This is a genomic window from Allobosea sp. 05T422_2, assembly GCF_056396265.1.
In genome coordinates this window covers 1-20,520 of record NZ_JBFTLD010000108.1, presented here as the reverse complement: position 1 = coordinate 20,520, position 20,520 = coordinate 1, and the positions used below count along the sequence as shown (strand labels likewise).

The 20,520-nt window shown below is 65.4% G+C and carries 24 protein-coding genes; 13 read left to right on the top strand and 11 right to left on the bottom strand.

Annotated features, from left to right (window positions below):
* The coding region (locus AC1DJT_RS19115; protein WP_476834657.1) for an MFS transporter at positions 1–1,546 on the bottom strand (1,546 nt) is incomplete at its 3' end.
* 180 nt (positions 1,547–1,726) lie between these two features.
* Between AC1DJT_RS19115 and AC1DJT_RS19110 the strand changes: the two genes are divergently transcribed.
* Positions 1,727–2,647, top strand: coding sequence for a LysR family transcriptional regulator (locus AC1DJT_RS19110; protein ID WP_476770760.1), 921 nt, complete (start codon positions 1,727–1,729; stop codon positions 2,645–2,647).
* Here AC1DJT_RS19110 and AC1DJT_RS19105 read toward each other — a convergent pair.
* From AC1DJT_RS19105 to AC1DJT_RS19085, 5 genes are all read right to left on the bottom strand, one after another.
* On the bottom strand, positions 2,641–3,018 hold the full coding sequence (locus tag AC1DJT_RS19105) for a hypothetical protein (RefSeq protein ID WP_441507553.1): 378 nt from the start codon (positions 3,016–3,018) through the stop codon (positions 2,641–2,643). The two genes, AC1DJT_RS19110 and AC1DJT_RS19105, sit on opposite strands and share 7 nt — an antisense overlap.
* Before the next feature lie 137 nt (positions 3,019–3,155).
* A complete protein-coding gene (locus AC1DJT_RS19100) occupies positions 3,156–3,581 on the bottom strand; it encodes an N-acetyltransferase family protein (RefSeq protein ID WP_476834656.1) in 426 nt (141 codons plus the stop codon).
* A 372-nt stretch (positions 3,582–3,953) separates the two neighbouring features.
* On the bottom strand, positions 3,954–4,622 hold the full coding sequence (locus tag AC1DJT_RS19095; RefSeq protein ID WP_476770763.1) for a hypothetical protein: 669 nt from the start codon (positions 4,620–4,622) through the stop codon (positions 3,954–3,956).
* Between the two features lie 321 nt (positions 4,623–4,943).
* Complete coding sequence (locus AC1DJT_RS19090; RefSeq protein WP_441493396.1) at positions 4,944–5,162, bottom strand: hypothetical protein; 219 nt, start codon at positions 5,160–5,162, stop codon at positions 4,944–4,946.
* A gap of 88 nt (positions 5,163–5,250) precedes the next feature.
* A complete protein-coding gene (locus AC1DJT_RS19085) occupies positions 5,251–5,838 on the bottom strand; it encodes a Chromate resistance protein ChrB (RefSeq protein WP_476834655.1) in 588 nt (195 codons plus the stop codon).
* 133 nt (positions 5,839–5,971) lie between these two features.
* On the opposite strand from AC1DJT_RS19085, the gene AC1DJT_RS19080 reads away from it, so the two are divergent.
* Both AC1DJT_RS19080 and AC1DJT_RS19075 read left to right on the top strand, forming a co-directional pair.
* The gene (locus AC1DJT_RS19080; RefSeq protein WP_476834654.1) at positions 5,972–6,748 is read left to right on the top strand and encodes a COG4280 domain-containing protein; all 777 of its coding nucleotides are present in this window, start codon (positions 5,972–5,974) and stop codon (positions 6,746–6,748) included.
* Entirely contained in the window at positions 6,745–6,951 is a 207-nt protein-coding gene (locus AC1DJT_RS19075) for a hypothetical protein (RefSeq protein WP_476776728.1), read from the top strand. The genes AC1DJT_RS19080 and AC1DJT_RS19075 overlap by 4 nt, the downstream gene beginning before the upstream one ends.
* 893 nt (positions 6,952–7,844) lie before the next feature.
* Here AC1DJT_RS19075 and AC1DJT_RS19070 read toward each other — a convergent pair.
* Complete coding sequence (locus AC1DJT_RS19070) at positions 7,845–8,897, bottom strand: LacI family DNA-binding transcriptional regulator (protein ID WP_476770766.1); 1,053 nt, start codon at positions 8,895–8,897, stop codon at positions 7,845–7,847.
* 148 nt (positions 8,898–9,045) lie between these two features.
* On the opposite strand from AC1DJT_RS19070, the gene AC1DJT_RS19065 reads away from it, so the two are divergent.
* From AC1DJT_RS19065 to AC1DJT_RS19030, 8 genes are all read left to right on the top strand, one after another.
* Entirely contained in the window at positions 9,046–10,347 is a 1,302-nt protein-coding gene (locus AC1DJT_RS19065; protein WP_476834653.1) for an ABC transporter substrate-binding protein, read from the top strand.
* A 6-nt stretch (positions 10,348–10,353) separates the two neighbouring features.
* Positions 10,354–11,304 (top strand): carbohydrate ABC transporter permease, encoded by a 951-nt coding sequence (locus AC1DJT_RS19060; protein ID WP_476834652.1) that lies wholly within the window; start codon positions 10,354–10,356, stop codon positions 11,302–11,304.
* A gap of 82 nt (positions 11,305–11,386) precedes the next feature.
* The gene (locus AC1DJT_RS19055) at positions 11,387–12,160 is read left to right on the top strand and encodes a carbohydrate ABC transporter permease (RefSeq protein WP_441493415.1); all 774 of its coding nucleotides are present in this window, start codon (positions 11,387–11,389) and stop codon (positions 12,158–12,160) included.
* Between the two features lie 7 nt (positions 12,161–12,167).
* Positions 12,168–13,352 carry an aminotransferase class V-fold PLP-dependent enzyme gene (locus AC1DJT_RS19050; protein ID WP_476834651.1) on the top strand — a complete coding sequence of 395 codons (1,185 nt, stop codon included), beginning with the start codon at positions 12,168–12,170 and terminating at the stop codon, positions 13,350–13,352.
* A 426-nt stretch (positions 13,353–13,778) separates the two neighbouring features.
* Positions 13,779–14,042 (top strand): DUF1488 family protein, encoded by a 264-nt coding sequence (locus AC1DJT_RS19045; RefSeq protein ID WP_476771024.1) that lies wholly within the window; start codon positions 13,779–13,781, stop codon positions 14,040–14,042.
* Between the two features lie 27 nt (positions 14,043–14,069).
* Positions 14,070–14,282 carry a hypothetical protein gene (locus tag AC1DJT_RS19040; protein WP_441493407.1) on the top strand — a complete coding sequence of 71 codons (213 nt, stop codon included), beginning with the start codon at positions 14,070–14,072 and terminating at the stop codon, positions 14,280–14,282.
* Between the two features lie 13 nt (positions 14,283–14,295).
* Entirely contained in the window at positions 14,296–14,526 is a 231-nt protein-coding gene (locus AC1DJT_RS19035) for a hypothetical protein (protein WP_441493408.1), read from the top strand.
* 36 nt (positions 14,527–14,562) lie between these two features.
* Complete coding sequence (locus AC1DJT_RS19030; RefSeq protein WP_476771025.1) at positions 14,563–14,826, top strand: hypothetical protein; 264 nt, start codon at positions 14,563–14,565, stop codon at positions 14,824–14,826.
* 28 nt (positions 14,827–14,854) lie between these two features.
* On the opposite strand, the gene AC1DJT_RS19025 is transcribed toward AC1DJT_RS19030, so the two are convergent.
* Entirely contained in the window at positions 14,855–15,751 is an 897-nt protein-coding gene (locus AC1DJT_RS19025) for a DMT family transporter (protein WP_476771026.1), read from the bottom strand.
* Between the two features lie 167 nt (positions 15,752–15,918).
* Here AC1DJT_RS19025 and AC1DJT_RS19020 point away from each other — a divergent pair, with 167 nt between their 5' ends.
* A complete protein-coding gene (locus AC1DJT_RS19020) occupies positions 15,919–16,380 on the top strand; it encodes an Lrp/AsnC ligand binding domain-containing protein (protein ID WP_476771027.1) in 462 nt (153 codons plus the stop codon).
* A 345-nt stretch (positions 16,381–16,725) separates the two neighbouring features.
* On the top strand, positions 16,726–17,652 hold the full coding sequence (locus tag AC1DJT_RS19015) for an alpha/beta hydrolase (RefSeq protein ID WP_476834650.1): 927 nt from the start codon (positions 16,726–16,728) through the stop codon (positions 17,650–17,652).
* Between the two features lie 83 nt (positions 17,653–17,735).
* Here AC1DJT_RS19015 and AC1DJT_RS19010 read toward each other — a convergent pair whose 3' ends face one another.
* The 3 genes from AC1DJT_RS19010 to AC1DJT_RS19000 form a co-directional block, all read right to left on the bottom strand.
* Positions 17,736–18,791, bottom strand: coding sequence for a cupin domain-containing protein (locus AC1DJT_RS19010; protein ID WP_476834649.1), 1,056 nt, complete (start codon positions 18,789–18,791; stop codon positions 17,736–17,738).
* Positions 18,791–19,951, bottom strand: coding sequence for a four-carbon acid sugar kinase family protein (locus AC1DJT_RS19005; RefSeq protein WP_476771061.1), 1,161 nt, complete (start codon positions 19,949–19,951; stop codon positions 18,791–18,793). The genes AC1DJT_RS19010 and AC1DJT_RS19005 overlap by 1 nt, the downstream gene beginning before the upstream one ends.
* 387 nt (positions 19,952–20,338) lie before the next feature.
* The coding region (locus AC1DJT_RS19000; RefSeq protein ID WP_476834648.1) for a hypothetical protein at positions 20,339–20,520 on the bottom strand (182 nt) is incomplete at its 5' end.

Genomic DNA, 20,520 nt, shown 5'->3' with positions numbered 1-20,520 from the left:
CTTCCGAGGTGCGCAGACGCTCTTCTGCCTCCGCCGCCGGCTCGGCCCTTTGCTCCGTGCCGCGCCCGAGGAAGGCGAAGACGACGATCGCGGTGACGACCGTGATGGCGCAGAGCATCACGAGCAATGTCGCGAAGGCGTCGCCATAGCTCTGGACGAGCGCGGTCCGGCTCATCTGCGGCAAGGCGGCCACGGCGCTCGCGATGTCGCCGGTGACGAGCCGTTGGGCGGCCGGACCCGCATGCGCTGCGGTCGCGCCAGCCGCAAGATGGMCGGCCGTCAGGGCAGACAATACGGCGCTGACCACGGMGAGCGCCACGCCTTCGCCGGCCACGCGCGTGGTGCTGAAGATGCCGGTCGCCATGCCGGCGCGCTCCTTGGGCACGACGCTGACTGCAAGCCCGTCCATCAGCCCCCAGGGCAGGCTGATGCCGATGCCGATCAGCGCCATCGGCAAGGCGATGCCCATCGTCTCGCCGCCGAGCGGAACGCGGCTCAGCCAGAACAGGCCGGCCGCGCAGATCAGCAAGCCTGCGCCGCAGATCGTCGCCGGCGCGAACCAGCGCGTCAGCAGGCCAGCCGCGATCGGCAGGACCAGCAGCGGCGCAGACAGTGCGATCATCAGCCGGCCGGCGGCGATCTCGCTCAGGCCCTCGATACCGATGAAGCGCACGGGCAGCAGGATCAGCAGCACGACGAAGGCATAGGCCGGCGCGGCGGCCAGCAACTGCACCCCGACGAACCGCGGGTAGCGGAACAGGGTGAGGTCGAGCATCGGCCGAGCGACACGGCCCTCGATCACGACGAAGGCGATGAAGAGCAGGACGGAGCCCGCCAGCAGGCTCATCACGGTGGGCTCGGACCAGCCGCGCTCCGGCGCCAGCAGGACACCATAGGTGAAGAGCGCCAGGGCCAGCGTGAAGCTGGCGGCGCCGGGCCAGTCGAGCCCGGCGGCGTCGGGATCGCGCGATTCCTGCAGGACGCGCGCGCCCAGCGCCAAAGCGAGCACCGCCAGTACGATCACGAGCCCAAAAATGCTGCGCCAGCCGAAAGCGTCGATCATCAGGCCCGAAGCGATCGGCCCGAAGGCAAGGCCGACGCCGAAGCTCGTGCCGACGATGCTGAAGGCGCGGATGCGCGACGCGCCATCGAATTCCTGTGCGAGCGCCGCCATGCCGCCGGAAAAGGCGGCTGCCGCCGCGACGCCCTGGGCCGCGCGGCCCAGATCGAACCACAGGATATCGGGTGCAACGGCCAGCGCCATGGAGAGCACCGCGAACGCGCCGACGCCGATGAGGAAGACGCGCTTGCGGCCATAGGCATCGGCCAGTCCGCCCGCTGCCATCAGGCTCGATCCGAAGGTCAGCATAAAGGCGTTGGTGACCCAGTTGAGCGCGATCGGGCTGCCGCCCAAAGCCTTGCCGATGGCAGGAAGCGCCACGGCCGGCCCGGTAAAGGTCAGCGGCATCGCGGCCGCGGCGAGGCAGACGGAGAGGAGCACGAGCGCCTGCTCGGCCGTGCGCGGCCGCGTGGTGGTTTGCGTCATGGATTGAATGCCCTGTTCGATGGCGGCGGAGCTGCGACCCAGCCGGGGCTCGCCTTTCCCGGGAAAGCTCGCCTTTCCCGAGAAACAGGATAATCTCGATGGAATACCTGCCAAGGCGCCGCACATTCCGATCTTGGCGGAATTAAACGCTCGAATGCTCGTGTCTCGGGAGAGCCAGGAATGGATTCGCTGAGCGGCCTGATGGCCTTTGTCCGGACCGCCGATCTCGGCAGCTTCGTCATGGCCGGGCGCGTGCTCGGACTGTCTGCGTCGGCGGTCGGCAAGGCCGTGACCAGGCTCGAACAGCAGCTMGGCATCCGGCTGTTCCAGCGCTCCACCCGCAGCCTGCGGCTGACCGAGGAGGGGCGGGCCTTCCACGAGCGCTGCCGGCGCATCCTCGACGATCTCGACGATGCCCGCGCCATGCTCGCCCGCACGATGGACGTGCCGCGCGGGCGCCTGCGCGTCAGCACGCCGATCGTCAGCTACCACCTGCTATTGCCGGTCCTGCCGGAGTTCATGGCGCGCTATCCCGAGATCGAGGTCGATCTCGATTTCAACGACCGCCTCGTCGATCTGATCGACGAGGGCGTCGATGTCGCGATCCGCAGCGGCGAACTCCCGGATTCGCGCCTGATGGCGCGGACCCTGCGCCCATTCCAGATGCTGCTCTGCGCCGCACCGTCCTATCTGGAACGCCACGGCAAGCCGGAATGCCCGCGCGACCTCGACGGGCATCTCGGCATCCGCTTCCGCTATCCCAACAGCGGCAAGATCCAGGCCTGGCCGCTGACGCTCGTGGCCGGCGAGGCGGAACTGCGCACGCGCACGGTCCTGACCTGCAACAATATGGAGGCGCTGCGCGGCGCCACGGTCGCCGGTCTCGGTATCGGCTGCATGCCGGATTTCCTGGTGCGCGATCCGCTCGGGAAGGGCGAGCTGCTCACCCTGCTCGATGACCGGATCGATGCTCCCGGCCATTTCAGCCTGATCTGGCCCTCCAACCGCAACCTCTCGCCGAAGGTCCGGGTCTTCGTCGATTTTATCGGGGAGCGCCTGTTTTCAACCCGCTGCGAGGCGTTTCCCCAGCCCTCTCAGTGAGGCGATGGCCGCTTGTCCAGCAAGGCGCGAAGCCCGCGCACGGTGGTCTCGTCGAAGTTGATATCGATATCGACGCCGGAGCGGGTTTTCGTCCTCAGGATCAAGGTTCCATCATCGGCCATCACGAAACTGGTCTGTTCGGCGAGCACGGCGTTGACGACGTCGGCATTCGACGGGGAGCCGCGCATCTCGGCGGCGTGCATGGCTGCCGCTTCGAACCGCGACAGGAAATCACCCTCGAGCAGCCGCGGAATGTGAAGGATGAAGCGGCGTCCATTGCTGTCCGTCAGATCGAGGCAGCTGGTCTGCCCGCTCGTGGAGGCGCCGTGGCCATTGACCTGGCTCAAGAGGATCGTGGCGGGCTCTGTCATCCCTGCATTCCCTGGATTTGCTGATCTCAGGGGCCTCCTTAGCCGTTTCACGTCGAAGTCGGAACTCGGGGCGAGCCGGCCCTCGTCGATGTCGGGGCGGTTCGGCCTGGCGCCCGGTCTGATTGCGGGGGGGTGCGCTAGGGATCGAGCCGATAGACCTTGCAGATGACACCCTCTTGCGTGCGGTAGGTCCGAAAGCCCATCGCCTCGTAATAGGCCAGGCCCATCGCGTTGCCCTCGCCGATGGTCGCATCGATATTCTGCAGGCCAAAGGCTCTGGCGGCTTGCACTGTGGCTTGAAACAGCGCCGAGCCGACGCCTTGGCGAGCGGCGTGGGGGCTGACATGGGTTCCGATGATCCCCCAGCCTTCGGCTACCCCGTAGKGATTGTCGGCCGAGGTATGGCGCAGAGACTGGAACCCGAGAATCCGCCCCAGTTCGCCCTCCGCAACCGAGCATTCGATGCGCTGCTCCTGCTCGATATAGTGAGCCAGGACCCATTGGGGATCACCAGCGCTCTTGCGCAGGCCCGCAGTGAAGATCTCGTCCAGGGCGCTGCTCATACCTTGCGCATCAGCGGATGTGGCCGGTCTGACTTTCATGCTGACCTTACTCTCGTGGGGCGTGCGGGACTGTATTGGACGATCGGCCGTCAAGGCAAAGTCGGAACCCTGCCGAGGTCTTCACCCGTGACGTCACGGTGTTCTGAACGGGAAGCTAAAGACGGCCAGACACGACCTTGCCGTCGTCACGTTTCGCCGCCACGGTCCTGCGGATCAGACAAGTGTCCGCAGATACCGGTGCGCGAGGGCAAGGATCGCCCCCTTGGATCATCGGACCGGAAATCATATCCGCTCCCATGATCTAACCCTTTGTGTTTGCGTCGGCTTTGCCCCGAAAACCGCAATCCACTTTTCGGGCCGAAGCTTTAAGCCCTATGGACGTTTCCAGATCGCGAGGTCGCCCACCGTCCGGAACCCGGCCTCCAGTGCGGCTGCCAGTGCGTCGCCGCTCTCGTAGCCCACGAGGTCGCGACCGGGGACCGTCATTGTCGTGGCGCTGATCACCTCCGAGGTGTCGCCGAAGACGTTGCTGAGACCGGCCACGGCGCCCGTCTCCGTGACGATGCACCCGGCCACGATCGCGCCATCCGCCCGCCCGGCCAGCATCCTGATCCCGGGCGACGTCAGGAATGCCGGCAGGAAAAGCGGCGGCTCGCCTGCACGTCCACTCCAGGCCGCCTCCCATGCGCCCAACTCCTCGGCGACCATGATCGGGCGCCAGCTGAGCCGCGTTCGTCCCGCGGCCAGGCCGGCGGGCCGATGAATCCAGCGAGCATCGAACAGCGGCTCGAAGCCGAGACCGTCCAGCGCGAGCGCCCGGTAACTGTCCTTGACGAAGAAGGCCTCAGACGCCCGCGCTGTCCGTTTTGCGATGGCGTGCAGCTGAACCTGAGGATCGATTTTTGGGTCGACCGTGACGAGATGGGGGTAGAAGCGCGGCGGCGTTCCCGAGCACGCGGCGCAACCGTCGACACGCTCCACGCCAAGGCCGTGCGCGCGCCACATGGCGGTGCACAGCGCGGCGTTGTCGAGCGCCGCCATGCGATGAAACTCCGAAACCACCATGCTGTCTGCCTGCGTCCGACGGCAGGATCGGATCGCTCCTGCAGATTAGCCATGCCGTAACAGGACAGGGCCTGGCTTTCCATCCAGCTCGAACGTGGTCGGGAGCGTCTGGTCTGTCCCGTGCGGGTCCGCCATAGGCTGCCGGGGGCCGGGCCGACGCTCCTGGAACGGCCGCGAGCCGCGGACACCATCCACCAGATCATCGGACCGGATATCGTATCCGGTTCGATGATCTAAGCCTTTGTGTTTGCATAGGCTTTGCCCCGAAAACCGCAATCCACTTTTCGGGCCGATGCTTTAGAACAGCCGCTCGCTCATCTCACGCAGCTTTTCGGCCTCGGAGCGGAATGTTCGATATTCATGGCGTCCGGTAACGGGGTGGCGCCGATGCCAGAGCGTCTCCAGCCAGAACGGCCCGGTGTCGTCGCTCGGGAAGACGGGCCGCCACGCATACCATCCGCTCCAGAGGCAGTCTGAAGCTGGGATCGGGCCGGCATGGCGCGGGGCGGCCGTCATGATGCTTCTCCGCTAGAGAGTTGGTGAAAATGGAATCCCCTGCAATGCCTTATCGCCTTGTCTTCACGTGATTTCGTACGCCGGACCGCTACGCAGTTTTGCTGGAATTGCTCTGCTCCTTCGACGCCTCGGGAGACATGTTCTCCTCCTGCGCCGAAAAGACATTATGCGCGTAAGCGTCGAGAATAGCTTCCGACTTGATCAGGCGGCCTGCCGCCTCTTCGGCGCGATCGGCCTTGTAGAAATCGAGCTTCTGGATCTTGGCGATCCAGGTCTTGAACTTGGTCAGTTCCTGCTCGTTCTCCTCGAGCTCCGCGAAGGTGAAGTGCTTGACGCGGGTCTCTTCTGCAATCTCCTCCTCGAAGGCGATGCACTTCTCGATGAACTCCTTGTACTCGTCGTCGCGGTCGGCATTGAACCGGGCGATGATCTTGTCCTRCTGCTTCTGGTCGAGGCCGACCGTCGCCAGCAGCAGCGCTTCGCCCTCGGCCTCGGCGATCTCGTTCTCCAGCATCTTTAGGCGCCGCAGATGGTCATCGGTCTTGGGCAGCACGCAGACGCCGCCCTGCAGATAGACCGCGCCCATCCCCTTGAGCTTGCGCCAGATCGAGACCCGCTTCCGCGCCGGCTCGGCGGGGACCTTGTAGGTCAGCAGCAACCATTCCAATGCAGACATCGAACCTCTCGGAACCTATTGAATGTTACGGTCGTTACAATCATACTGAACGGAATATCGCGTATCTATCATACCACGGTCGCGCACGAAGATCTCATCCTGCTGCGCGGCCTGCGAAACGAAAGCGACAGCCATGATCTCATGGGCAACAGCCGCCCCCGCCATTTCCGCGACGTTCCTCGCCTCGCTCGTCGAGGTGGTCGAAGCCTTCACCATCGTGCTTGCGGTCGCAACGGTGCAGGGCTGGCGACCGGCCCTGACGGGGACAGTGGCAGGGCTCGGGGTTCTCGGCCTTCTCGTCCTGGCGCTCGGGCCCGTGATCGACCGCATCCCGCTCCAGGGGCTTCAACTCGTCATCGGCGTGCTGTTGCTGCTCTTCGGCCTGCGCTGGCTGCGCAAGGCGATCCTTCGGGCCGCGGGCATCATMGCCTTGCATGACGAGGAGCTCGCCTTCGCCAGGGAGACGGCGAGCCTGACCGAGGCAGCGCGCCGGGACGCGACGCAGCGCAACTGGATCGCGGGTCTCGCCGCCTTCAAGGCGGTGGTGCTGGAGGGCGTCGAGGTCGTGTTCATCGTCATCRCCGTCGGCGCCGGGCGCGGGCTGCTCTGGCCGGCGGCGCTGGGGGCGGTCGCGGCCTGCCTCCTTGTCCTGATCATCGGTTTCGCCGTTCACAAGCCGCTGTCGCGCGTGCCCGAGAACACCCTCAAATTCGGCGTCGGCGTGATGCTGTCGGCCTTCGGCGTMTACTGGACCGGGGAGGGGCTCGGCGTCGCCTGGCCCGGGCATGATCTGGCGATCCCGGCTCTTGCCGCCGTGTTCCTGGCGGTCGGGCTCAGCCTGGTCCCGGTCGCCCGTCGTCCCCGGACAATCGAGCCCCAGAAAATCGAACCCCAGGAGATGACCCGATGAACCTGCTGCGTCTGATATTTCGCGAACTCGTCGCCCTGTTCGTCGATGACGAGAAGCTGGCGCTGGCCATCCTGGCCGTGGTCGGGGCGTGCGGGCTGCTTGTCCGCTACCAGCAGGGCGCCTCCATCACGGTCGGCTTGTTGCTGCTCTTCGGCTGCATCGGCGTCCTGTTCGCCAGCGTCGTCCAGGGCGCGAGGCGCTAGCTCGACCAGTATCGGGTGCAGGACGCTGGTGGACGCGCGCATCTCGAATAGTGGATCCCGGCAGCGGACATGAACGCCTTCAACGACGCCATCGTCGGCAAGATCGAGATCATTCGGGAGTACCGCTAAGGGTTGGCTTTGCCCGTGATGGTGTTCAGCGCGATCGTCCCTGCCGTGGCCAGTAATCAAATCGCCTTTGATCTCCGGCGGCAATCGCGGGCGTATTCGCGGCGCATTTCCTTCAATTGCTCCCGATCGAGCCGAGACGTGTGTCCTGGCTTGGTAGCCTTGCGGGCTTCCTCGCGACACGCCTCGCGAGCGCTATCGCCGCTCTCCCTGGCTTGCGTCGGCAATGCGAAGACAGCCAAAACTGCGACGGAAAGCGCAAGGTGGAAATGCATGTCAGGCTCCTTTTGCGGAGGCAAAATTCGCTGCAGTTGACGCTATTGCAGATTGGCGCGGCGTCTGGTTGGCTGAGCACTAAAAGTGCGCCAGCAGTCACGKGAAGCAAAAGTAAGCAATTCACATTGAACGGCGTCAAGGGGCAGCAGCTCCTCCTTCGTCAGGCGCCGCATCATGTCGGCCGTGTCGGCATAGTGGACGCCATCGCGGATGCGACCTTCGAACTGATCCCCGTCGCGTAGCGCCACGAAAAGCTGAAAATCCTCTTCCTTGCCGTCGGCGACATCTGCGAACTCGTCACCCCTGCAGAATGCCGAAACCTCTTCAGCCCMGCCGGATATGCGTCCAATTGATCGTCCGGCGCTCCAGGGCAGGCGGGCGAAGCCCGAAGGGCTCCATCGCGACGGTCGCACAGGATGCCCGCGCTGGATCCGATGGTGGGGCCGGCGCCCGGGAACAAGCCGCCTCGCGCTCGATCTGCGCTCCCCGGGCTAGCCGCGTCCGTTCGGCTTGCGCGGCATGGCTGGCGCGGTCGACTGCCTGACGATCAGCTCCGGCGGGAAGATCCGGCTTTGGACGGGCTGCGCTTGTCCCATCGCATCGAGGAGGCAGTCGATCGCCGCATGCGCCATTGCCGAGAGTGGCTGCCTGACGCTGGTCATCGGCGGGTTCATCAGCCGGGCCAGGAACAGGTCGTCGATGCCGACCAGCGAGATGTCGTCGGGAATCACCAGGCCCTGTTCGCGCAAGCCCGCCGCGAGGCCGATCGCCAGCAGGTCGTTCATCGCGATCACGCCGGTCGGGCGCTGCTGCAGTCTTGCGATGGCGAGTCCGGCATCGATCCCGAGTTCCGCGATCATGTCGTCGCCATACTCGTTCGGCGGCAGCGAAATCTCATGGACAGACCCGTCCAGGCCATGTCTCTGCGCTGCCGTCCTGAAGCCGTTCAGACGCGCCGCGCGCGCCGCCGTTTGAAGCGGTCCCGTGACATAGGCGATATGCCGATGTCCGAGGCCAACCAGATGATCCACCGCGAGCGTCGTGGCCAGCGCGTTGTCCGTCGACACGACGGTAATGCCCTGAGCTGCCGACAAGGCGGCATTGCCCTCGAAAGCGACGATGGCGAGCCCCTTGGCGGCAAGGCCGGAGAGATGCCGGGGGTTCAGCAGGGACGAACCGGTGATGATGCCGCGAACGCCGAAAGCCGCCAGTTCCTCGGCAAACTCGGTCTCCCGGTGCGGGTCCCGGTACGTGTTGCAAAGGATCACCTGATGCCCCCGCGCCTGGGCGGCATGCTGGATGGCGGTGGCGATTTCGCCGAAGAACGGGTTTGCGACCGAGGGCACCAGAAGCCCGATCACGGCCGAGTGCCCGGTCTTCAGCTGACGCGCGGCCGAACTCGGCTTGTATCCGAGTTCCGCGACGGCGCTGCGGATGCGCTCAAGCGTGGCGGGGGTCATCTTCGCATGGCGATCGTTCAGGAAATTCGAGACACTTGAAGCCGAGACGCCGGCTATCCGCGCCACATCGAGAATGGTCGCCACCCCTTGGTTTCTCCCCTTTTTGGTGTTGGTGCATCGTTGCACCGATGCTGGAACCGTGCAACAAATCGCGACAACAACTGTGCGGCCCTCTCGTGGACGAACGAGAATCAAGGGCCGAAGCAGGGTAGCAAGGGAGAGCGAAATGGGCATGAAGGCATCACGGCGTGATGTGTTGCGTTTCGGGGCGCTGATCGCGTCGCCGGCCATTCTGAAGCTGACTGGCGCAGGCGCGCTGTCCTCGCCGGCCGCTGCCGCGGAGCCGGGCCGCCTGCGTATCGCCTGGTGGGGCGGAACCGACCGGGCGCGCCGGACGCAGGCCGCGATCGATGCCTTCAAGCTCGGGCGTTCCGGGCTCGAGATTGCCCCTGAGACCGTGGGTTGGGATGCCTATTGGACCAAGCTGGCAACCMAGGTCGCCGGCGGCAATGCGCCCGACATCATTCAGATGGACTACCGCTACCTGCCTGAATATGCGCGTCGCGGCGCGCTGCGGGCGCTCGACGATCTCGTCCCTTCGGTCATCGACCCCAGCGACTATGTCCCCTMGGTGCTCGAGGCCGGCAAGATCGACGGCAAGCTCTATGGCATCCCCATGGGCATGAACAGCGACGTCCTGCTCTATGACAAGACGATGCTGGAGAAGCTCGGCCTTGCCGCGCCAAACCCGGAGATGAGCTGGGCCGAATTCGCGACGCTCGGCGAGAACATCACCAAGAAGGCGAACCGGCGCGGCTATTTCGGTTCGGCCGATCCCAGCGTGATGGAGCCCGAGCTCGAATACTGGGTGCTGACGCGCGGCCGCACGCTCTATGACAAGGACGGTCGTCTTGGCTTCACCCGCGACGATGCCGAGTCCTGGCTGGCGCTCTGTGCCGAGATGCGGGGCAGGGGCGCCATCGTTCCCGCCGATCTCGCAGCGACCGACAAGATCACCATCGACAGCGACCTGCTGACGACGGGCCGCGCCGCGATCACCTTCACCAACAGCAACCAGATCGTCGGCTACCAGGCCGTCAGCAAGAGCAAGGTCGGGATGGCCTTCCATCCCAAGGGCGAGAAGCCGGGCGAGTATCTCAAGCCCTCGATGATGCTCTGCGTCTCGGCGACGGCCGCCGATCCCAAGACCGCAGCAGCCCTGATCGACTTCATGGTGCTGAAGCCCGAAGGCGCCAAGCTGCTCGGCGTCGAGCGCGGCGTCTCGCCCTCGGAGAAGATCCGCGCCCTGCTGGCGCCGGAACTCGACGAGGGCGGGCAGATGCAGGTCGAGCATCTCTCGCAGCTGAGCAAGCGCGGACCGGCGCCGCTCCCGCCGGCGCCGCCGAAGGGCGCGGCCGAAGTCACCGCCCTGATCCGCCAGGCGGCCGAGAAGGTCGGGTTCAAGCAGCTCACGCCGCAACAGGCGGCCGAGCAGCTCGTCTCCGAGGCCGAGCGCATTCTCTCGAAAGCCTGATCACCCATGGCTCACAGTGCCAGTCTCGCCGCCTCAACGCCGGGCCCTGTCGCCCGGCGTCGCTGGGACGGCGTCAGGAATGCCTTGCCCGGCTATCTCTTCCTCGCGCCGTGGCTCGCGGGCTTCGTGCTGTTCACGCTCGGCCCGACGCTCGTCTCGCTCTATCTGTCCTTCACCGACTTCGACCTGCTGCGCGCGCCGCAATGGGTTGGAGCGGCGAATTATCAGCGGATGTTCTCGTCCGACCCGAAATTCTGGGCGTCGGTCAGCGTGACATTGACCTATGTCGTGCTCTCGGTGCCGCTGAAGCTCGCCTTCGCGCTGGCCGTCGCGATGGTCCTCGATCGTGGCATCAGGGGCCTCAGCATCTATCGCGCGATCTTCTACCTGCCGTCCCTGCTCGGGGGCAGCGTCGCGGTCGCGATCCTGTGGAAGCAGGTCTTCGGCTATGAGGGCCTCGTCAACGAAYTCCTCTGGTTCGCCTTCGGCATCAACGGACCGAGCTGGATCTCGAATCCGGCAACCTCGCTCTACACGCTGGTCCTCCTCAGCGTCTGGCAGTTCGGCTCGCCGATGATCATCTTCCTCGCCGGCTTGCGCCAGATTCCGCGTGATCTCTACGAGGCAGCCAGCATCGATGGCGCGACGCGGCGTCAGCAGCTCACCCGCATCACCTTGCCGCTGCTCGCCCCCGTGATCTTCTTCAACTTGGTCCTGCAGACGATCGAGGCGTTCAAGGCGTTCACGCCGGCCTTCATCATCAGCGGCGGCACCGGCGGCCCGGTCGACTCGACGCTGTTCTACACCCTCTATCTCTATCAGCAGGGTTTTGCCTATTTCCGCATGGGCTATGCCTCGGCCCTGGCCTGGGTCCTGTTGCTGACGATCGCCGCCTTCACGGCGCTCACCTTCTTCTCGCAACGCTTCTGGGTCTATTATGAAGACGAACAGCGCTGACGGCCGCCTCGCGCCGGAGGCGATCGACCGGTCGTGGCGGGCGCTCCCCAAGCATATCGCGCTCGCGCTTGCCTCGCTGGCGATGCTCTATCCCTTGCTCTGGATGTTGAGCAGTTCCTTCAAGCCGGAAGACGAGATCTTCAGCGATCTCTCGCTCTGGCCGAAGGCGGTCACCCTGGCGAGCTATGTCGAGGGTTGGTACGGTCTCGGCATCAATTTCGGCCGGTTCTTCCTGAATTCGCTGATCGTCTCKGGGCTGGCCGTCATCGGCAACCTGGCGGCCTGTTCGCTCGCCGCTTTCGCCTTCGCGCGGCTTGAGTTTCCGCTGCGGAAATTCTGGTTCGCGGCGATGCTGGGCACGCTGATGCTGCCCTATCACGTCACCCTGATCCCGCAATATGTCCTGTTCCAGAAGCTTGGCTGGCTGAACACGTTCTGGCCGCTGGTCGTGCCGAAATTCATGGCGGTCGACGCCTTCTTCATCTTCCTGATGGTGCAGTTCTTCCGCGGCATCCCAAGGGAACTCGACGAGGCGGCCGTCATCGACGGCTGCGGACCCTGGCGGATCTACTGGAGCATCATGCTGCCCTTGTCGAAGCCGGTCCTGGCGGCGGCCGCGATCTTCTCCTTCATCTGGACCTGGGACGATTTCTTCGGTCCGCTGCTCTATCTCACCGATGTCGCCAATTACACGGTGCCGCTGGCGCTGCGCGGCTTCGTCGATGCGACGAGCCGCTCGTCCTGGGGGCCGCTCTTCGCCATGTCGGTGCTCAGCCTCGTCCCGGTCTTCGCAGCCTTCCTGATGTTCCAGCGCCATATCATCGAGGGTATTGCGGCCTCCGGCCTGAAGCGGTGAGCAAGCGATGAAAGCGACCGCCACCTCCGTCCCGCCCAAGCCTGTCCAGCTCGGATCCTCGATCCGCGGGGAATGGTTGCTCGACTGGAGCAAGCTGACGGTCAATCACGGTGCCTATGGCGCCACGCCCAAAACCGTTCTCGCCGCCCAGGACGCGTGGCGCCGGGAGATGGAGAGCCAGCCTTCGCTCTTCATGCGCTCGGTCCTGCCTCTGGCCCTGCGGCAGGCCGCGGGCGCGCTGGCGGATTTCCTCGGTGCGAAGGGCGAGGACCTCGTCTTCGTCGACAACGCCACGAGCGGCTGCAACGCCGTCCTGCGCTCGCTGGATTTCGCGCCGGGTGACGAGATCCTGATCCTGAGCCACGCCTATGGCGCGGTTCGCAACACGGTCGCCTACCTCGCCGAGCGCAGCGGAGCCCGCATCGTGGAAGCGCCGATTGCGTTTCCGCAGCCTTGCGCCGCGCAGATCGTAGAGGCTGTCGCGGCCGCCATCACGCCACGCACCCGCATCGCGGTGCTCGACCATATCACCTCGTCCAGCGCGCTCCTGCTGCCGATGGCGGAGCTGATTGCGGCCTGTCACGCGGCGGGCGTACCGGTGCTTGTCGATGGAGCCCATGCGCCCGGCCAGATCGCGCTCGATCTCCAGGGCCTCGATGCCGACTGGTATGTCGGCAATTGCCACAAATGGCTGATGGCCCCGAAAGGCTGCGCCTTCCTGTGGACCAGGCCGGACCATCAGGCAGCGATCCATCCGCTGACGATCTCGCATGGTTTCGGTGGCGGCTATCTCGCCGAGTTCGACTGGACGGGCACGCGCGACCCCAGCGCCTTTCTGGCCGTGACGGCCGCGCTCGCCTTTCATCAGGATCTCGGCGGTGCCGCCCTGCGGGCGCGCAATGCCGATCTCGCGGGGCGTGGCGGTGAGATCCTCGCAACAGCGCTCGGTACCGAAGCCGGCTCCGGGCCGGAGCTCGCGCGGGCGATGAGGCTGGTGCGCCTTCCCGTGCGCTTTGAGGCGAGTGCGGAAGCGGCCTTGGCGATCCGGCGGCGCTTCGAGGCCAGGGGCTGCGATGCACCGGTCTCCGCTCTCGCCGGTGGGCTGTGGCTGCGGCTCTCGGCCCAGGCCTATAACGAGGAGGCCGATTACGAGCGGCTTGCCGTGCTCGTGCGCGCCGCACTCGCCGAGTGAAGGAGCAGGCGCGGGGGTATTGGCCTCCACGAGGCGAAAAGGCGGGGCAAGCGGCTCTTGCTTGGGCCGCCTTCAATCCCGTCCCGATTCAGGCGGCCCGCTCGGTGAGGGCAGGGGGATGCGCGGCTCCGGGCCCGGATTATTCTTGCGCCAACCTTACAAAACGTGCTGCGGTTCCCCATGTGCAAAACACGGTCGCCGAGAACGAGCCGCTTTGCGGTTGATCTGTTCCGGCGTGGCCGCATGTGAGAAAATGGCTGGCTTGTCCCTGCAAAGCGAGACCCGTCGCGGCGCCCCTGCGCGTCGCGGGCGGCTGAACGGCCACATTCCTGACCTCCGAAGCCGCACGGTATCCGGGCATTCCAGTTCCCCTGCGGATGGCGCCGCGGGCCGCTTTGCGCCGACGCGACCGGGAGGACACTGGCAATGAGTCTCAACTTTCCCAATCCGATCCGACGCTTCGATGCAGGGCGCTCCTGTGTTAGCTTCTGGGGTTCCGACGCATCGCTGGAGGTCACCTTCCAGGTCGATTTCGCGGCCTTGCATAAGCTCAGCCCGAGTGCGGGCGATGTCGAGGCTGCGGTTCTCGCCGTCTTCGACCAGAACCGTGACACGATCTACCAGGCTGCCCGCTCCGCCTATTCCCGGCATCGCGGCGGCTATCACCGGCTGACGGCGGAGAGCTTTTGACGCCCCCGCCCCAAGGACAATGAAGACATGACCACGACAGCCTACAAGGCAGGGGACCTCCTCAGCCTCACCAACGACATGATCAATCAGCCGCGGCCAGGCCCGTTCGAGGTTCTGCGCGTCATGCCCTCCCGCGACAACGCCGAGGAGCAGTATCGCGTGCGCGGGCCCGATGGCCGCGAGCGCGTGATCGGGCATCACGAGATCGTCGGGAATGGCGGCGCCGCCAGCAAGATCTAGGAGGGGGAAACCGATGACCGATCGTTCAAAGCTCATTGCCAATGCCGATAATGCGTTCCTGAGGACGCAGACCCAGTCATCGGTGCGCAACCGGATCATCTCCGAGGAGGAGAGCGCCATCCAGGCCCGCGAGGCCAAGACCGCGAGGCTGAAGGCTGAGCGGTTGGCCAAGGAGGCGCTGGACCGCGAACTCCTCGCAGCCGAGCCGCCGAAGCCGAAGAAGCGCCGGCCTGCCTCCGCTTGAACGGGCGGTCGGCATCCCGATCAGAGCGAGTGCTTCGTGGACATCACCGTCACCCAGAGCTCCGATGACACCGTCTGGCTGCTGAGCGACCTGCTCGGCCGGCCGATGGGCGAAATCACCGAAAACCCCCCGGGCGAGTTCCGGCTTGTCACCGCGGGCCAGGCGCAGGAGACGATGAAGGCCATGAAGCATGGTCCGTTTCCGAGCCTGGATGCGGCGCTGGCCGAGATCGAGCGCTTCACGCGCAGCGCCTGCCGCCGGGTCTCGGTGAAAACCGGGAATGGCGAAGTCCCGGCGTAAGGCTGCAAGCTCCGGCGCCGGCCCCGGGCTAGGCTCTCCGCAGGATCGGGAAGACCATTCCACATGTGATGAGGGCGATTGCGGCGAGTTGGGGCGGCGTCGGGATTTCGCCTAGCACCACCGCGCCGATCACGACCGTCGCAACCGGAATGCAGGGCATGAAGAGCGAAGCCGGTTGCGGGCCGAGCTGGCGAACCACATAGGTGTAGAGAACGATCGCAGCCGCACCGGCCAGGAAGCCCTGGATCACGAGTTGCGTGGCGATTTCGGCAAGCGGGGCGGCCGCGAACCCACTCGGCGCCAGGGCGTGCAGCAGGGGCATCGGCAGGCAGGAGAGGAGGACGACTGCGATCGTCGCCGTCACCGCATCGACCGACCAGCGCCGGGCCAGCACCGCATAGGCCGAGAACATGATCCCCGATCCGGCAAAGAGCAGATCGCCGCGCCAGGTGTCGCCGGCACTGAGCCCTGCATGGAAAACGAAGAGCAGCAGCCCGGCGATGATCGCGCCGATGCCGATCAGCCGCGCGCCGGACACCGTCTCCCTGAGCGCGATGCGCGAAAGCACCAAGGAGAAGAAGACGATGGAGGCGGGAGAGAGCGCGGCGGCATGGGCGGCCGGCGCCTGGGTCAGTCCCTGATTGATGAGCAGCGGGTAGGGCAGCCCCGCCAATAGCGCCAGCAGCCCGGCTTTCCGCCAGCCCAGCGCCTTCAGCCCTCCGGTGCCGGTCTTACCAAGCACCGGCAGGAAGACGAGACCCGCGCCGAGAAAGCGCAGGGCTACGATATCGGCCGCAGTCAGATGCTCGCGCAGGCTGAAGCGGGCGGCGACGAACTGGAGGGTGGTGATCGCAACGAAGGCCGCACCGGCCAGGATCGCCAGCCCTTTGCTGCCAGCTCCGTCTCCGAACATCGCGCTACGCATGCTGGCCTCCGTGACGGCGCGGCCGGTCCGGCGGGCTCGGGGCCGCCGACAGCACCGGACTGCAACAATCACAGCCTATTGCCGGTACAGCTGCGGCTGAATATGCTCATTCCATGAGTTTGGCGTGAGATTCACTCTATCTGTGGTCATCAAGCGTGAAACATGAAATCGCCGATCTCGACGCGATCGACCGCAACCTGCTGCGTCTGCTGCAGGAGGACGGCCGCCGCACCACGCTCGAACTGGCGAACCGGGTCGGCCTGTCCCCGACCGGGACCAGCCAGCGCGTCAAGCGCCTGTTCCGGGAGGGCTATGTCAGGGCGGTGAGGGCGATCCTCGATCCGCAGAAGGTCGGCCGGGGCACCGTGGTCTTCATCCAGGTCCGGCTCGACCACACCGCCCCGCATATCTTCGAGCGGTTTGCCCAGGCGATCTCGCAGGCATCCGAAGTTCTGGAATGCCACATGGTCATCGGCGGCTTCGACTATCTCGTGAAAGCGCGAATTGCCGACATGTCGCTGTTCCAGGACTTTCTGGAACGGGTGATCCTGCCTCTGCCCGGTGTCAGGGAAACCCATACCTACGCATCGGTGGCCGATGTGAAGCCCGACGCGCTGCTGCCGATCTGAGGTGGCGGAGCGAAGCGGTTGAGGTGGCGATTGCGGATTGGTCTTCCGCAGCGATGTCCGGCTTGGTCCTGATCTGCCAGGCACGGGCTATTGCAGGCGACCGCCTGATAAACCGTCAGCTTGGGAAACGAGATCGAAGGGGCAAGGTCGACCCGTTGCGGATTCTGCTCATCTGACCCTGACGTAGCTGAAACAGTCCTGCGGCGGGAACTCGATTCATGTTTTCTTAAATGCGAATCCAATCGCGAGAATCCGAGCCTCATCTTTGCGCGAGCGCGCCACTAACAGTCGGCCAACCTCATAACCCCATGAGCTGAGACCGGTGGTCGCCGGCGGAGACTTCACGTGCAACGACGTTTTCAAAATGCCCTGCTGATTGCCCTTATCGCCGGCTTCGGCGTCTCCAGCGGCGCGATGCACGCCCGGGCCCAATCGACTCCAAAGGTGCAGCCTGGCGAGGGGCGCCCATACGAGATCTCCGGCAGCGAGGTATGGGACGTGCCCGATCCGGTCTCCGGCCGCGACTACCAAGTCTTCGTCGCTTTGCCGCCGTCCTACGCGAAGCAGCCGCAGCGGCGCTACCCCGTGCTTTATGTTACCGATGCCGACTACGCTTTCCCGATCATCCGGCAGATAGGGCGCCGCCTGAACGTCGAGGGGCCCAAGATTGAGGAATTCATCCTTGTCGGCCTGTCTTATGGGAAGGGCGAGGACGGCATGGTCAGCCGCCAGCGTGACTATACTCCGACATCGAACGGTCCAAGCACCGCACCAGCCAACGCCATCCATGGTCAGGCGCGCGCCTATCAGGGATATCTGCGCGATCAGGCAAAGCCATTCATCACCGCGCGCTACCGGGCCGACCCTGCCAGAGCAATCTTTCTCGGCCACTCCTACGGCGCTCTGCTTGGGGCACAGATCCTTTTCACCGAGCCCGGCCTATTCAACGGCTATATCCTCGGCAGCCCGTCTCTCTGGTACGACAAGCGGCATGCCTTGAAGCTCGAAGCGGGCTACGCCACGCGGAATCAGGACCTGGCGGCGAATGTCTATCTTTATGTAGGCGCCTATGAAGCCCAGCAGAAAGGCGATCGGCGCTACAACCAGACGGTAGACATGGTCGCCGACAACCGGGCTCTGGAGACGGCGTTGCTGAGCCGAAAGTATCCGAGCTTGAAGCTGAAATCAGCGGTCCTGAACGACGAGGATCACCTCACCGTCGCGCCGCGCGGCTTCACGCAGGGCCTGAAGTACCTGCTGCCGGTGCGCTGACCAATCGCAGGGAGCTCCAGGTCGGAGACTGTATCGGCTGCGGGTGCTTACGCGCCCGGCCGGGAATGGGCTGACGGCGCGCATCAGGTGTGGAAGGCCCCTGCGTCGCCCAGGCCGTCCTCCCCGATGCCGGCGCCTGCGGTCGGGCCCAGCTCGAGCAATACCACCTCGCAGGCGCCCTCCGGGGCTGCGGGGCAGCGTTCGACGCCATGCGGCACGACGATGAACTCACCCTCCTCGATGAGCTCGTCGCGGTCACGGAACCGCATCAGCAGCCGACCCCTGTGGACGAAGAAGACCTCGTCCTCGTGCTTCTGGAAATGCCAGGCCGCTTCGCCTTCGAACCTGGCGAGCTTGATCTGCATGTTGTTGACGCGTGCGGCGATATGGGGCGGCCAGCTGTCGGAAAACCGGCCGAACGCAAATCTCAGGTTCTCCTTGTGGAATGGCGAAATGTGCCGGTTGAGCGTTGCGACGTCGCGAATGATCCTGGCGAGCTGGTGGGGCACGTCCTTGCCCTCGGCCGGGTATTTCCCGTCGAGCGCAGCCGTGCCGATCGTGAAGCCCGCGGCTCCGGCCTGCTTCAGCGCGGCGATCCGTTCCGGCGTGTCGATGGAGCCGGCGACATAGACGGGTTTGGAGACCGCGGCGCAGACGGCCTGGATCAGGGCCGGCACGTTCTCCCGCGAGCGATAGGCCAGCAGATCGAGCCCGTGCACGCCGTCGCGCGCCGCCAGCATCCGCGCGCTGGCGACAACCTCGTCGATGCTGCCTTCCAGGACGCTTGGATGGCCCATGATCCGCCCCGGGAACGGACAGTACTGGATCGTGGTGCCGGCAATGATCGGCAGCACGTCATCGACTCTGGTCCCGCCGAGCAGGACGTCGATGCCGATTTCGACCGCAGCCTTGGCCGAGGCGATTTCGCTGTCGCGGTCGAGCGAGACGACCTCGAGATAGGATGTCGCGCCGCCCTCCCTGATGGCTCTGTTGAGCGCCTTCAACTGGTCGAGCGGCAGGCCGATATCCTTGAAGCCGATATGCCGGACCCCAAGATGCAGGGCGGTTTGCAGCTGCTCCGACGCGTCGTCCACGGTGCGGTCGTTGCGCGTCAGCATGAAGATGAAGCGAAGTCCCATCAGGACACCTTTTGCGTTTTGTTCGACCCGGTTTGCGCGGAACCGAGCCGCCTTGCATCGGCGAACGCGGTCTCCAGGCCGGCGGGATCGGCGATGCCCTGGTCAGAGAGAGGCGCCCCGTGGCGCAGCCGCGTGACCGCGCGAAGCAAGGTGTCATCCCCGCCAAAACCCCCGGCCTTCATGGCGAGAAGCAGCGCGCGCCCGTCATCGAGCCGGGCACGGCCAAGCGGAAAACCTGGCTCGAGCTCGTGGAGGATCTCGAATTCCCGAACGTCCAGAAGGTCGAGGATCGCCTCCATGGTGTCCCCGCCCGTGGCGATCAACGCGTCGAAGGCCTCGGCCCGAAGCCTGTCCGCCGCAGCCCTTGCAATCTCCCGCAGAAGCGGCGCCGGGTCGTCTTCGCGCTTTGCGGGGCTGCGCAGCAGGGTGACCCCGCTCACCCCCTCGACCCGATCGGCCTGGCCGTGACTGCGCGGGTTCGCGCTGCCGATGACGATGAGAATATCGCCAGGCCCGCCGCCGACCGCTGCTGCAGGAGCCCCCGTCGCAGTCGGGGCCAGGCGCCGCGCCAGCGCCGCCGCCATCCCCGGGGAGCCTACCCACAGCGTGGCTTCCGGTTCGGGCAAGGCCGCAACCTGCGCGTCCAGCTCGTCCTGTGTCGTGGCGTCGAGCAGCACCACACTCCCGATGGAGGGCGGGACCAGGTCGGCGACCACCGAATGGCGGGCCGGATGCACCGGATCGCGGCCATAGGCGGTCTCCGACACGGGGATACCGTCCACGCATTGAACGCCGCCGACAGTGGTGCGCCCGGCCGCGGGAAAGGCCGGGGCGAAGACGAGCTGCCTACGCCCGCTGGCCCGGAACGCCGCGTCCAGCTCGGCCCTGACATGTCCGCGCAGCGTCGAGTCGACCGTCTTGTAGAGGATGTCGCGCGAGGCGAGCTGCGCGGTGAGACGCGAGACCCGCTCCGCGACCTCAGCCTCGGGAGCCGAGCGCGAGCCACTGTCCACGGCGATGACGTCGCTCTCTTGCCGGGGCAACCGACCCCGTCCGACCCACGCGCCATGGCCCCGCATGACGAAGGGGCCAGCCCCGTCCGCTGCACTGGTCAGGTCGTCGGCGAGAACCCCGATCGTCGTATTCCCATCGCTGCTCATCTCTCGATCATGCCGCCTCCACGCGACAAGAAAAGCGCTAGTTTCTGCTGTCAGGGGCGCGTTGGGGGCCGGGCGGTCTACTGAGCGAACCCCGCCCGCCGCCGCCATGCTCGCTCTGGGTGCTGCTGGCGCGCCATTGGCGGCTCGAACCCGGAGCTCGATGCGGCCGCCTGACCACGTCAGCGCCTCCAGGAACTCTGCCGGTACGATCCAACCAGACCAAGGTCGGTGGTCTCGGCCCCAATGGACCACGGACCAGAGGCACCTGATAGGCACGCGCTGGTCCCGAAAATGCGGTGACCTTGTCCTCTAACCGCCTATACGATGGAAGAGTTAATTTGCCCCTAATATTCACCGACGTTCTTCAATTGGGGGTCTGTTATGGCTTCAAGCTTTGTTGTCAACCTCGCCGATCTGAACAAGATTCTTGAGCAAATTAAGGTTGCAGAGCGTAACGTTGCGGGTGAAAGTCTTGTCGATATTATCGGTCAAGATGCATCCTTGCTGCCAATCGGCCTTAGAACGGTCGATGGCAGTAACAATCATCTCCTTCCAGGTCAGAGCCAGGC

Excerpts from the sequence above, each read along its gene's own strand:
- AC1DJT_RS19105 (WP_441507553.1), bottom strand. The coding sequence starts at position 3,018 with ATGACAGAGCCCGCCACGATCCTCTTGAGCCAGGTCAATGGCCACGGC.
- AC1DJT_RS19035 (WP_441493408.1), top strand. The coding sequence starts at position 14,296 with ATGACCGATCGTTCAAAGCTCATTGCCAATGCCGATAATGCGTTCCTG.
- AC1DJT_RS19095 (WP_476770763.1), bottom strand. The coding sequence starts at position 4,622 with ATGGCGGCGCTCGACAACGCCGCGCTGTGCACCGCCATGTGGCGCGCG.
- AC1DJT_RS19025 (WP_476771026.1), bottom strand. The coding sequence starts at position 15,751 with ATGCGTAGCGCGATGTTCGGAGACGGAGCTGGCAGCAAAGGGCTGGCG.
- AC1DJT_RS19075 (WP_476776728.1), top strand. The coding sequence starts at position 6,745 with ATGAACCTGCTGCGTCTGATATTTCGCGAACTCGTCGCCCTGTTCGTC.
- AC1DJT_RS19040 (WP_441493407.1), top strand. The coding sequence starts at position 14,070 with ATGACCACGACAGCCTACAAGGCAGGGGACCTCCTCAGCCTCACCAAC.
- AC1DJT_RS19090 (WP_441493396.1), bottom strand. The coding sequence starts at position 5,162 with ATGACGGCCGCCCCGCGCCATGCCGGCCCGATCCCAGCTTCAGACTGC.
- AC1DJT_RS19050 (WP_476834651.1), top strand. The coding sequence starts at position 12,168 with ATGAAAGCGACCGCCACCTCCGTCCCGCCCAAGCCTGTCCAGCTCGGA.
- AC1DJT_RS19010 (WP_476834649.1), bottom strand. The coding sequence starts at position 18,791 with ATGGGACTTCGCTTCATCTTCATGCTGACGCGCAACGACCGCACCGTG.
- AC1DJT_RS19045 (WP_476771024.1), top strand. The coding sequence starts at position 13,779 with ATGAGTCTCAACTTTCCCAATCCGATCCGACGCTTCGATGCAGGGCGC.
- AC1DJT_RS19005 (WP_476771061.1), bottom strand. The coding sequence starts at position 19,951 with ATGAGCAGCGATGGGAATACGACGATCGGGGTTCTCGCCGACGACCTG.